The following is a 12,474-nucleotide window of genomic DNA, read 5'->3' on the forward strand; positions in this document are numbered from 1 at the left end:
TTCTTTTTTGTGCCCTTCAAACCAACGGTACAGCATGATGAAAAGCTCTGATCTGACTGGCAAGGTCCACCTGCTGCTGACAAAATCGAAACTGCCCGATGACTGGCGTGCGAACGGCGCACAGGCGTTGCGCAATGTGTTCGAGGATGCCGGTTACAAGACCGAGCTAACGCTGTGTGATAACCCCGAAGTGATCAAGGAACAGATCAGCTCTGCATGCACACCGGGCGATATCGTCGCTGTCGGGGGCGGGGATGGCACCATTAACGCAGTGCTCGATACCGTTATCGCGCAAAAAGTTGTTCTGATACCTGTTCCGCTGGGTACGGCAAACGACTTTGCCCGGACGCTGACATTGCCTGATGATCTGGTCGATGCAGCGCGTGCGTCTATTCACGGACAGATCAGAATGCTTGATATCGGCAACGTGAATGGCAACAGCTTTGTAAATGCCGCCAGCATTGGCGTTCCCGCCGATGCACGCAAACGCATCAATCCCGATCTTAAACGGACATTCGGGGCGATCAGCTATGCGGTTGCAAACTGGCAAAGCTGGCACGAAATGGAGCCGCTTGACCTGACCATCACCTGTGGTGACGAAAAACCACAAGCCATGAAGCTGCGTCAGGTGACAATCACCAATGGCCGCTATTTTGGCGGTGGCTTGCGCCCCAGTGAAACCAAAAGCCCCGAAGACGGCCTTCTGCACATGTTCGCCATTCGCGACAGTGTCGATACACTGAATGGCCTGGATATCGCAGCCGAACTGTTGTTTGGCTCTGTCGATGACAGCAGCTATGCCACAACCATGCAATGCGACACCATCAAGGTCGACGGCGAAGACGGCGCGCCCATTCTGGCCGATGGCGAGATCATCGCGAAACTTCCCGCGAAATTTGCCATCCGTGCGGCAGTCCTGCCGGTCTTTGCCCCCAACAGTTTTGTTGATCAGGTGGACGGGGACAGTGACGGTTCAGACAACAAACCATTGCCGCAGCAAAGCGAGATCAATGACATCATGCGTGACACCATTGATTTTGCCGTCCGTCTCGAGGCGATCTATCCGGTTGCACAAAACAGTGATCTCAAGGCGCTATGCCACGATGGCGCAGGCGAGCTGCGCAGCATTTCCCGGCAGCTCGAACTTGGCTTGCGTCCTTACGGGATCAATGCGGCATCGCCCGACCCGGACCTTCAGAATCTCGAGGAACTTCGTGACAAGGTCATGGGCTGGTTACTGGGGAATGCGGATACCCGCCTTGCCAATGGCCTTAAAGCGCGTGCGGAAACCCTGACGACGGAGATAAACGTCATTTCGTTGGACAACCAGCCGCCTGAGGTCGCAAAGGCACTCGACAGGCTTGCAACGGAAATGGGCAATTTTTCCAGCACGCTGGAAAACATCGTCAAAGACCTCTGAAATACAAAAAGACCGCCCGATGGCGGTCTTTTTTAAGTTTTTATCGCGGTCTCTTGGTTAGTCTTCCAGACCGGCCAGACTTCTGGCGAATGATTTTGCCTCGAACGGACGCAGATCTTCAGCCGCTTCGCCAACACCAATCGCATGCACCGGCTTTTCGAACTTCTCGGCCAGCGCGACGACAACACCGCCCTTGGCCGTACCATCAAGCTTGGTGACAATCAGGCCGGAAACATCTGTTGCCTGACCAAAGGTTTCGACCTGTGAATGGGCGTTCTGACCGGTGGTTGCGTCAAGAACCAGTAACGTATCGTGCGGCGCACTCTCGTCACGCTTTTTGATCACACGGACGATCTTTTTAAGTTCGTCCATCAGGTGCGCCTTGTTTTGCAGGCGACCGGCCGTATCAATCAGCAAAAGGTCATAGCCTTCGCGCTGGGCCTGCTCAATTGCATCAAAGGCAAGACCGGCAGCATCCGCACCTGTGTCGCGTGCAATAACGGGGCAATCGGTACGTTCGCCCCAGACTTTAAGCTGCTCGACCGCAGCCGCGCGGAAGGTATCCCCCGCTGCCATCATGACCTTGAGGCCCTGATCCTTGTAGGTCTTGGCAAGCTTGCCGATGGTGGTGGTTTTACCCGATCCGTTCACACCAACCACCAGCACCACATGCGGCTTCTTATTGGCATCAATCACCAGCGGCTTTGCCACCGGATCAAGGATCTTGGCAACTTCTTCGGCAATGAATTCCTGGATTTCGGCGGAATCGACTTCCTTGTCAAACCGGGTCTTGGACAGTTCCGCGCTGAGTTTCGCAGCGGTTGTCACGCCAAGGTCGGATGTGATCAGAAGGTCTTCAAATTCTTCCAGCGCGTCATCATCAAGACGGCGCTTGGTGAAGATATCGGAAATCCCGGTGGTCAGTTTTGAGGAGGACCGTTTCAGCCCGTCTTTCAGGCGGCTAAACCAGCTTCTTTTCCCCTCTTCACTCATCCCGCAAGCTCCGCAATCAGTTTTCCATCTTCAAGGCCGGTGACTTTGGCCTTTGCTATCGTGCCCGCTTCTATCACGCGATCCAGCAGAACGGGAGCAAAATGCTCCGTATGGCCGGTATTTTCCTTTTCAACCAACACATTCTCCACCATCCCGATGCGGGATTTCAGGAATTTGTTCAGTTGCACCTCGCCCGCTTCGCGAAGGGCGCTTGCCCGTTCCTTACGCAGGTCCTTGGGCACTTGGGGCATTTTGGCCGCCGGCGTACCCGGGCGGGAGGAATACGGAAAGACATGCAGATAAATCAGGCCACATTCGTCCACCAGACGCAGGGTATTTTCCGCCATTTCGTCGGTCTCGGTCGGGAAACCGGCAATGATATCAGCACCAAACGTCACATCCGGGCGCAGTTCGCGGACCTTTTTGCAAAAATCGACAACGTCCTGACGCAGATGGCGGCGTTTCATGCGCTTGAGAACCATGTCATCGCCCGCCTGCAGACTGATATGCATATGCGGCATCAATCTCGGTTCCGTCTCGATCAGACGAAACAGGTCTTCATCGACCTCGACCGGGTCAATCGATGAAATACGCAAACGCGGCAATTCCGGCACCTGTGCCAGCAAACGGCGCGACATCTGCCCTAGTGTCGGCTGGCCTGGCAAATCATGACCGTAGGATGTGATATCCACACCGGTCAGAACCACCTCGCCATAGCCGTTGGCAACCAGTTCGCGGACCTGGTCCACGATCTCGCCCATCGGGACACTGCGCGAGTTGCCACGACCAAAAGGAATGATGCAGAACGTGCAGCGGTGATCGCAGCCGTTCTGAACCTGCACAAAGGCGCGTGCACGCCCTTCGAAACCAGACACAAGGTGACTTGCGGTTTCTTCGACCGACATGATGTCATTGACCACGACACGTTCATGTTCGGGCATCATGAAGGTTTCGGCCTTCATCTTGGCATCGTTGCCAAAGATACGGTCGATCTCGCCCATATTGGCGAATTTGTCCGGATTGACCTGAACCGCGCAGCCGGTGACGAAAATCTTGGCATCGGGGTTTTCGCGGCGCAGCCGGCGAATGCTTTGGCGCGCCTGGCGTTCGGCCTCGGTCGTGACCGCACAGGTGTTGATGATGATCGCATCATCAAGTCCGGCAGTTTTGGCATGGTCGCGCATCACCTCGGATTCATAGGTGTTAAGGCGACAACCAAATGTGACGACGCGCGGCTCTTTCATGCTCGGACTTCTGCGATCTCAGGTTCGGTTTTGGGAATTATCCCGCCAGCGCATATCAAAAAAGGATGCTGCAAGTGCGGAACGCCCGGCAAGGACACTGATCCTTGCCGGGCGCTGGTTACATACGCTTTTGAACGCTTCAATGCAAGCCCGGGCCCTTCATGGCACGCATGCAGCAAGCGCGCATATCATCGTTTGATACAAATATCAGAGGTTGGAACAGGTTGCTCAGGCCGCGTAATTGCGATTACGGCCTTCTTTCTTCGCCCGGTAAAGGGCGCTATCGGCGCGATCAATCAGTTTCGCACCACCTTCCTTGGCAACATATTGCGCAACACCAATCGATATGGTCATCTGGCCAAATGAAACACCCGTTTGCTTTGCCTTGATTTCACGTTCGGCAATGCGTTTGCTCATGTCGTCTGCAAGCGTCATCGCATCGACCAGCGGTGTTTGCGGCAGCAAAATTGCAAATTCGTCTCCGCCATAGCGCGCGACAATGTCGCGGCCCTTGATATTGGCCTTCAGCATCGAGGCGATCAGCACCAGCATTTCATCGCCAATACGGTGACCAAACCGGTCATTGATTGCCTTGAACTGATCAAGGTCGACAATCATGACACAGAACGGCTCTGGCTTCTTTGCGGAGTCATGTTCTGCCACAAGCTTGTTGAGCTGTTCTTCGAAATACATGCGGTTGGAAACGCGCGTCAGGCCGTCGGTATAAGAGCGCTCGCGAGTTTCTTCGAGTTCGCGTTGCAGCCGTTCGACTTTGCCAAGATAACCGTCTAGGCGCTGATGAAGGTTCTCGACGGTTTTCTGCATTTCATCGGTTTGTTCGATAACCTCACTCAGAACCGGGCTGACCTGTTCATGTTCCTTGAGCGTATCGATTGAACGCCCAAGAAGTGCACCATAATTCTGCAGGCCGCTTCGCGCTGTCAGCAAACATTCATCGCTGTTTTCCACAAGCTCGGAAAAATCGTCCATCCCGCGCTGGAGGAAGTCAGCCGCCTGCCGATCGAAAATATAGCGGTAATAAAGCTGAAGAAGGGCTTCCTCGGCCAGATCTTCGCCGCTTGCCCGCACGGCATCAATTACGCGCAGGATTTCCGGGTTTTCTTCGGCAAAATAGACAAACCAGACATGATACAGTTCTGGTGTCGGGCGCAAACCGCGTTCGCGCAGCGCCTTAAGGGTCGCGTCTGCATAATCCCAATGGCGGGAAATCTGTTGGTCCGCTGTGGTCACAACGGGTGCTCCGGGCTTTTGTTTCATTAGTAAGCTCAAGGCGTTATGCGCAAAACGCATAACAATTTGCCTCAACATACTTCAAATTGCCTATCGGAGCCAGACATACGTCGAAATAAACTACCCTTAAGTGTTGGGCGTATATCGACGTTTAGTTACCTCTGATCATTGTGCCGGCACCACGTTCGGTAAACAGTTCCAGCAAAACCGCATGCGGTGCACGACCATCAACGATCACGGCGGCTTCGACCCCGTTTTCAACAGCGTCCATACAGGTTTCAGTTTTCGGGATCATCCCGCCCTGAATGGTTCCGTCCGCAATCATTGCATTGATGTGGGCTGTGTCGGCGTCACGTACAAGGTTTTTATCCTGATCAAGGATACCTTTTACGTCGGTCAGCATATAAAGGCGGCTCGCACCAACGGCCTTTGCAATGGCACCGGCAGCGGTGTCAGCATTGATATTATAGGTCTGACCGTCTTCGCCCACGCCAATCGGCGAAATTACCGGAATAATGTCGGTATCGATAAAGCAATCCAGAACATGCGGATTGACCTTTTCCGGTTCACCGACAAAGCCAAGATCAAGAACCTTCTCGATATTGCTTTCCGGATCACGTTTGGTGCGCGTCAGTTTGCGGGCTGTAATCAGGTTGGCATCCTTGCCGCATAGGCCGACACCAACACCGCCAGCGGCATTGATATTGGAAACGATTTCCTTGTTGATCTTGCCTGCCAGCACCATTTCGACAACGTCGATGGTCTGCTGATCGGTCACGCGCAAGCCATCAATGAATTCCGACTGAATATTAAGCTGCTTGAGCATCTGGCCAATCTGAGGTCCGCCACCATGCACCACAATCGGGTTCATGCCGACCTGTTTGAGCAGCACCATATCCTGAGCGAACAAACGTGCCAGTTCCGGATCGCCCATGGCATGGCCACCATACTTGACGACGATTTTCTGGCCATTGAAGCGGCGCATAAAGGGAAGAGCCTCGGACAGCACTTTGGCCCGTGCCAGCATGCGATATGCGCTGGCTTCCGACTGGTCTTCTTCAGAACGGATTTCTTCGTTCATGTCACTTCCCCATATTATCGCTCTGTGCGGCTGCCAAAATCAAAGCAGGGTGGAAATCTCTGCCCGCAGTTCGGCAAGTCCGGTATTTTTCTCGCTTGAAGTCGCAAAAATCTGTGGCAGGGCGGCCGGGTGTTTGACCAGCCCGTCGACAACTTCCTTGATGCGTTTTTCAAGCTGACCTTTTTTTAGCTTGTCTGCCTTGGTCAGCACAACCTGATATGGCACAGCCGCCTCATCAAGCAGCTTCATCATATCCAGATCGGCCTTCTTGAATCCGTGTCTGGAATCGATCAGAACAAACACGCGGCGCAACGTCACGCGCCCGCGCAAATACTGTTTGATCAGCGCATGCCACGTATCGACGATCTCCTTGGGGGCCTGGGCAAAGCCATAGCCCGGCAGGTCGACGACGTAGCACGCCCCATCAAGATCAAAATAGTTCAGCTGTTGGGTTCGGCCCGGCGTATTGGATGTACGGGCAATGTCCTTGCGGCCTGTGATCGCATTGATCAGGCTGGACTTACCGACATTTGACCGACCGGCAAAACAGATCTCGGTCTTATCCTCTTCGGGCAGCTGTTCAAGCTGCGCCACGCCAAGAACGAAGTTAACCGGGCGGCTAAAAAGCTTCCGCCCGGCTTCGATTACTGAGTCTTCATGCGTCGGAATAGCAGTTGCCGACGGCAGGTTTTCTTGTGTCATCGTCTTTCCTTCCCCGATTGATCGGGGATGCTCCCCGAAGGGAAGGTCAACCCGTGAAGGGTAGATGGGGACTAAATCCCCATCTTGTACATGATGTAGCGCTGCTGAAGGATCGACAGCGTGTTGTTCCATGCCCAGTAAATCACCAGACCTGCCGGGAAACTTGCCAGCATGAAGGTAAAGATGAATGGCAGGAACATCATGATCTTCGCCTGGGTCGGATCAGCCGGGGCCGGGTTCAGTTTCTGCTGCAGGAACATGGTAAGACCCATGATCAGCGGCCAGATACCAATCATCAGCATCTGCGGCGGATCCCAGGGGATCAGACCAAACAGGTTGAACAACGACGTCGGGTCCGGTGCCGACAAATCCTGAATCCAGCCAAAGAACGGCGCATGGCGCATTTCAATGCTGACAAACAGAACCTTATAGAGCGCAAAGAAGACCGGGATCTGAACCACAATCGGCAGACACCCAGATGCAGGGTTGATCTTTTCACGCTTATAGAGCGCCATCATTTCCTGCTGCTGACGCTGACGGTCATCCTTGAACTTCTCGCGCATCTCGGTGATCTGCGGCTGCAGCTTTTTCATCGCACTCATCGATTTGTACGACTTGTTGGCCAGCGGGAACATGATCGCCTTGACCGCAACGGTCAGAAGCAGGATCGAAACACCAAAGTTGCCAACCAGATGATACAGCCACTGCAGAACCAGGAAGAACGGCTTGGTCAGGAAGTAGAACCAGCCAAAGTCAATCGCGAGATCAAAGTTGGTGATCCCGTAATCCTCGGCATAGGTATCAAGCAGATTGACTTCCTTTGCGCCGGCAAACAGGCGAGTTTCAGCCCCGCCTTCGCTGCCTGCTGCAATGGTGCGCGGCGCACCAAGGTAGTCTGTCTGATACTTGTCGGCATTATCCGCAACATGGTGGCTAAAGCGCGTGGTCATTTCCTCGTCCGAGGACGGGGCAAGTGCCACCAGCCAATATTTATCGGTAATACCCAGCCAGCCACCGGTGGTTTTGTTTTCGACCGCACCATCATCAGCCAGATCGTCATAATCGATCTCGGTGAGGGTACCATCGATCACGCCAAGCGGGCCTTCATGCAGGATATAGAAACCGGCAGTCTGCGGCTTGTTCTTGCGTGAAATCAGGCCATACGGATACAGAACAACGTCACCGCCCGTATTGTTAACGACCGACTGGTTGACGGTGAACAGATAGTTCTCGTCAATCGCGATCTCGCGCTTGAAGGTCAGGCCTTCACCATTATCCCAGGTCAGGGTGACCGGGCTGTCTGGCGTCAGCAGTTCGCTGCTTGCGGTCCATTGGGTGTCACTGCTTGGCAGTGCCATTCCACTTTTCGCACCGACCCAGCCGAACTCCGCGAAATAGGCATCATTGCTGCCGGTCGGGTTCAGAACGTGGATCAGTGGGCTGTCGTCTTCTTCGGTCTCACGATAATCCTGAAGCTGGATATCGTCGATCACACCGCCAACAAGACGAATCGAACCTTCGACACGCGGGGTATCAATCTTGATCCGAGGCGACTTGGCCAGCGCATCTTCGCGCTTAACAGCCGGAACAGCAGGCTGCCCACCCGGCACGGTCGGGCTGGAAACCTGCGGCGCGTTGGTGCCGTCTGCATTCAGCTGTTCGCGAACCTGCGCTTCACGAACCTGAGGATCAGGCTCGGGCGCAAAGAAGAATTGCCACCCGATAAGAATCACAACTGCCGACGCAATTGCCACCCACAGGTTACGTTGTTCGTTCATCGCCTCTTTCCGCTTTTCTCAGCCAGCGTGCGCCGACCGCATATTCTATTTACATGACGAAAGCGCCGGGGACCGGTTTTCACCATCCGACGACGCTTTGTTTTGTTCGCAGCCACATCCGGGCACGGGATCATAACCATGACCACCCCATGGATGGCAACGCATTATCCGTTTAAATCCCATCCAGCCGCCTTTTAATGCACCATGACGGGCCAATGCTTCGAGCATGAAAGCCGAACAGGTCGGCTGATAACGGCACGACCACCCGATATAAGGCGATAAAAACAGCTGATAACCGCGAACTGCGATTTGAAGAAGACGGGCAAAAAAACCGGGAGCACGCATGAAAGTCATTTTCCCGGGCCTCCTGCCTTCGTCGAACCGGCTGGCTTGCTGTTGGCGCGCCCCTTGCGGGGACGGCGCGCATCAGGCGCAGACGGCTTGGCATCAGGAACCCGACGCAGGGCAAAACGCATATCCTCGACCAGTTTTTCAAATGGCCGGTCTATGGTTTGCTGACGACCGATCACAACATAATCCCAACCGGGCAATGCATGTTCGCTCATCAATTGCTCTGCCACAGCACGCAAACGCCGCCGAACGCGATTGCGGACGACGGCCTTTCCCACCTTTTTGGTGACGGTAAACCCGACTCGTGCGAGTCGGTCTTCACCGGCGTATTCTGTATCCGGTTTGATCCCCGGCCGCGGTGCGCCCTGCAGGATCAATCCCTGTGTAACCCATTTCCGGCGGGTGCCCGCAACGCGGAGAAACTCCGCCCGCTTTTTAAGGCGTTCCACCGAAACGGTCACAACATTAGGCCGACAGACGCTTGCGGCCCTTGGCGCGGCGTGCGGTCAGCACACGGCGGCCACCGACGGTCGCGCTGCGGGAACGGAAGCCGTGGCGGCGTTTCCGTACGAGTTTGCTTGGCTGGTAGGTGCGCTTCACTGCACTTACTCCGTTCTAAATAAGGTAATCCGATAAAATTCGAGGTCCGCTGTATAGGGCTTCATACCAAAGCTGTCAACTCGTGACAGGGCATTTACCCCCAGAAAACCGGCAATGCCGCCGGGATTTCGTCCCGACGGCATCCGAAATGTGAATTCGTCACCACTCGATACGTTCGACATTGGAAAATGTCAACTCGGAACCGTCGGAAAACACGATTGTGCCCGACGAATCGGTGGACAGTTCAAGGGAGTGACCTTTGCTCTTGGTGATATCCCCGTCATCAAGGACAAGCGTCCAGTCACTCGAGTCGATATTGCCGCCATCAGCGCCGCGCAATTCGATGGTATCCGTGGTCCAGCCATTGGCGCCACCATCAACGTGGTCGTTGCCCTCGCCCATGTTGAAAATGAACAGATCGGAACCACCACCGCCAAACAGGCTGTCATCGCCAATGCCGCCAATCAGGGTGTCATCCCCTTCACCACCCAGCAGCATGTCGTTCCCGGCCCCGCCGATCAGCATATCCTTGCCGTCTCCGCCAACCAGACTGTCATTACCCTCGCCACCATCAAGCGTGTCGTCACCACCACCGCCATCAAGCGTATCGTTGCCAGCCCCACCAAGGAACGTGTCTTCGCCCCAACCAGCCGTCAGGGTGTCATCACCGGCACCGCCGTCAAACTCGTTGTCGCCGCCATCGGCGTTGAGGATATCGTTACCGTCGCCGCCATAGAAGGTGTCATCGCCGTAGGCACCGTGGATCGAATCATCGCCGCCACCGCCCCAGACGGTGTTTCGCCCGTCACCGGCATCAATGCTGTCATTGCCATCACCGGCCGAAATAGTGTCCTTTTCGCTGCCGGTCGTGATGGTGTCGTCGCCGCTACCGGTATCGATGATATTACGCCCTTCACCAGCCGTGACGGTGTTGTTGCCGTCCCCGGCATCAATGACGTCATCGCCCGATCCGGTCATGACGGTGTCATCACCTGTGCCTGCTGTGATGGTGTTTTTGCCCTCGCCGACATTGATATAGTTGTCACCGTCACCGGCAGTAACCGTGTCGTTGCCACTACCGGCCTGAATGCTGTCATCCCCGGACCCGGTCGTGATGTCATTGCGGCCCTCGCCAGCACTGACATAGTTATCACCGTCACCACCCAAAATGGTGTCATCGCTGCTTCCGGCATAAAGACTGTCATCGCCGCCGCCGGTTTCGATGTAGTTCTGACCTTCGCCAGCATAAACGATGTTGTCGCCAGCACTTGAGGTAATGGTGTCACGGTCGCTGCCGCCGGTGATGTAGTCATTACCGGTACCACCATCAAGCGTGTTATCGCCTTCACCACCTATAATTGTGTCGTCGCCGCTGCCCGCATAGACCACGTCATCGCCGTTTCCAGCCCAGATCGTATCATTGCCGGCATTGGTGCTGATGGTGTCATCACCTTCGTTACCGCCAACCGTGTCATTGCCTGATCCGGTTTCAATATCACCGTCGTCATCCGGGTCCCAGATGACTTGATCGTCGTCCTGCACGGCATCGAAAGTAACTTCAAGGATCGCCGCCGTGGTCGCCGTATCCGCCCCGTCGCGGGATTGCGCCGACACGGTCAACTCAAACGTTCTCGAATAGTCACTCGCTGCGGATATCGTCAGGCCCGAAAGCTGCGCTGATGTAAGGGTCCAGGTGCCATCCCCATTGTCCGTCCCGGCCGAAAGGGTTGCCCCATCCGGAACACCACTGATGGTGACCGTCAGTGTTTCACTGGAATCAGTTACCGCCGCATCGATATCAAGCGCAACCGCGGTGCCTTCGTCCCCGCTTGCATCCTCGACATCAAGGGTTGGCGTATCCGCCACGCCGGCAACAGCGACCGTGATGGTGTCACTGACACTGCTGGTATCGCTGCCGTCTGTCGAGGTCACCGTGACATCAAGATCAAACGATCCCGAATAGTCATCTGCCGGCGTGATCGTAAGGCCCTCAAGATCAGCTGCACTCAACGTCCAGCTACCATCGCCATTATTGGTACCGGCAGACAGGCTTGCGCCATCGGGCACACCGGAAACCGTGATGGTCATGGTTTCAGAGCTGTCACTCAGCCCTGCGTCAATCCCCAGTGCGATATCGCTGTCTTCATTGCCCGAAGCATCCGACACATCAAGCGTCGGCGTATCGGCAACCCCGCCGACATCCACCGTGATGGTATCAGTCGTTGTCGCGGTATCTGTGCCATCGGTTGAAGTCGCGCTGACAGACAGATCAAACGACCCGCTAAAGTCATCCGCTGGCGTAATCGTCAGCCCCTCAAGATCACCCGGTGCCAAGGTCCAGGTGCCATCGCCATTGTCCGTTCCTGCTGAAAGGCTCGCCCCATCCGGGACACCGGAAATCGTCACAGACAGAACTTCCGACGCATCCGAAAGCCCCGCCTCGATATCAAGTGCGATGTCGCTGTCTTCCGAGCCCGATACATCACCGACATCCAGCGTCGGCGCATCCGCGACCCCGGCAACATCCACGGTGATCGTGTCACTCACACTGGCAACATCTTCACCATCTTCAGAGGTCGCCGTGACACTCAGATCGAACGAACCGCTGAAGTCATCCGCCGGGGTAATCGTCAGACCATCAAGCTGGTCCGAGCCCAGCGTCCAGGTGCCGTCACCATTGTCCGTGCCAGCCGACAGGGTCGCGCCATCTGGAACGCCGGATATGGTGACCGTCAGAGTTTCGGAGCTGTCGGTGAGGCCCGCATCAATATCAAGAGCGATGGCACTGTCTTCGTTGCCACTGGCATCCGACACATCCAAGGTCGGCGCATCTGCGACACCACCGACATCAACCGTGATCGAACCCGTCGTAGTTGCGACGTCTTCACCATCCGCCGACGTCGCCGTCACGCCCAGATCAAACGAACCACTGAAGTCATCCGCTGGCGTAATCGTCAGACCGTCAAGCTGATCCGAACCCAGCGTCCAGGTGCCATCACCATTGTCTGTACCTGCCGACAGTGTGGCTCCATCCGGCACTCCACTGATCGTCAC

At 55.5% G+C, this 12,474-nt stretch carries 11 protein-coding genes; 1 reads left to right on the forward strand and 10 read right to left on the reverse strand.

What is annotated here, in order from left to right:
• Positions 1 to 37 precede the first annotated feature (37 nt).
• Complete coding sequence (locus HED22_RS18755) at positions 38 to 1,420, forward strand: diacylglycerol kinase family protein (protein ID WP_167725137.1); 1,383 nt, start codon at positions 38 to 40, stop codon at positions 1,418 to 1,420.
• Between the two features lie 57 nt (positions 1,421 to 1,477).
• Here the strand turns inward: HED22_RS18755 and ftsY are convergent, their stop codons facing one another.
• The 10 genes from ftsY to HED22_RS18805 form a co-directional block, all read right to left on the reverse strand.
• A complete protein-coding gene (gene ftsY, locus HED22_RS18760; protein WP_167725139.1) occupies positions 1,478 to 2,413 on the reverse strand; it encodes a signal recognition particle-docking protein FtsY in 936 nt (311 codons plus the stop codon).
• Entirely contained in the window at positions 2,410 to 3,657 is a 1,248-nt protein-coding gene (gene mtaB / locus HED22_RS18765) for a tRNA (N(6)-L-threonylcarbamoyladenosine(37)-C(2))-methylthiotransferase MtaB (protein ID WP_167725141.1), read from the reverse strand. Before mtaB ends, ftsY begins: the two co-directional genes overlap by 4 nt.
• A 228-nt stretch (positions 3,658 to 3,885) precedes the next feature.
• Positions 3,886 to 4,908: a GGDEF domain-containing protein gene (locus tag HED22_RS18770; RefSeq protein WP_167725143.1), complete on the reverse strand. Its 1,023-nt coding sequence runs from the start codon at positions 4,906 to 4,908 to the stop codon at positions 3,886 to 3,888.
• 151 nt (positions 4,909 to 5,059) lie between these two features.
• Positions 5,060 to 5,989 carry an acetylglutamate kinase gene (gene argB, locus HED22_RS18775; RefSeq protein WP_167725145.1) on the reverse strand — a complete coding sequence of 310 codons (930 nt, stop codon included), beginning with the start codon at positions 5,987 to 5,989 and terminating at the stop codon, positions 5,060 to 5,062.
• Positions 5,990 to 6,028: 39 nt separating this feature from the next.
• The gene (yihA, locus tag HED22_RS18780; protein WP_167725147.1) at positions 6,029 to 6,691 is read right to left on the reverse strand and encodes a ribosome biogenesis GTP-binding protein YihA/YsxC; all 663 of its coding nucleotides are present in this window, start codon (positions 6,689 to 6,691) and stop codon (positions 6,029 to 6,031) included.
• Between the two features lie 71 nt (positions 6,692 to 6,762).
• Positions 6,763 to 8,469, reverse strand: a complete 1,707-nt coding sequence (yidC, locus tag HED22_RS18785; protein ID WP_167725149.1) for a membrane protein insertase YidC — start codon at positions 8,467 to 8,469, stop codon at positions 6,763 to 6,765.
• A 45-nt stretch (positions 8,470 to 8,514) separates the two neighbouring features.
• Positions 8,515 to 8,823 (reverse strand): membrane protein insertion efficiency factor YidD, encoded by a 309-nt coding sequence (gene yidD / locus HED22_RS18790; protein ID WP_167725151.1) that lies wholly within the window; start codon positions 8,821 to 8,823, stop codon positions 8,515 to 8,517.
• Complete coding sequence (rnpA, locus tag HED22_RS18795; protein ID WP_167725153.1) at positions 8,820 to 9,281, reverse strand: ribonuclease P protein component; 462 nt, start codon at positions 9,279 to 9,281, stop codon at positions 8,820 to 8,822. Before rnpA ends, yidD begins: the two co-directional genes overlap by 4 nt.
• 4 nt (positions 9,282 to 9,285) lie before the next feature.
• Entirely contained in the window at positions 9,286 to 9,420 is a 135-nt protein-coding gene (gene rpmH, locus HED22_RS18800; RefSeq protein ID WP_007091264.1) for a 50S ribosomal protein L34, read from the reverse strand.
• A gap of 159 nt (positions 9,421 to 9,579) precedes the next feature.
• Positions 9,580 to 12,474, reverse strand: a 2,895-nt coding sequence (locus HED22_RS18805; protein ID WP_254870282.1) for an Ig-like domain-containing protein, incomplete at its 5' end; no start/stop codon positions are given.

The organism is Thalassospira sp. HF15 (genome assembly GCF_011806525.1).
GTDB lineage: Bacteria > Pseudomonadota > Alphaproteobacteria > Rhodospirillales > Thalassospiraceae > Thalassospira.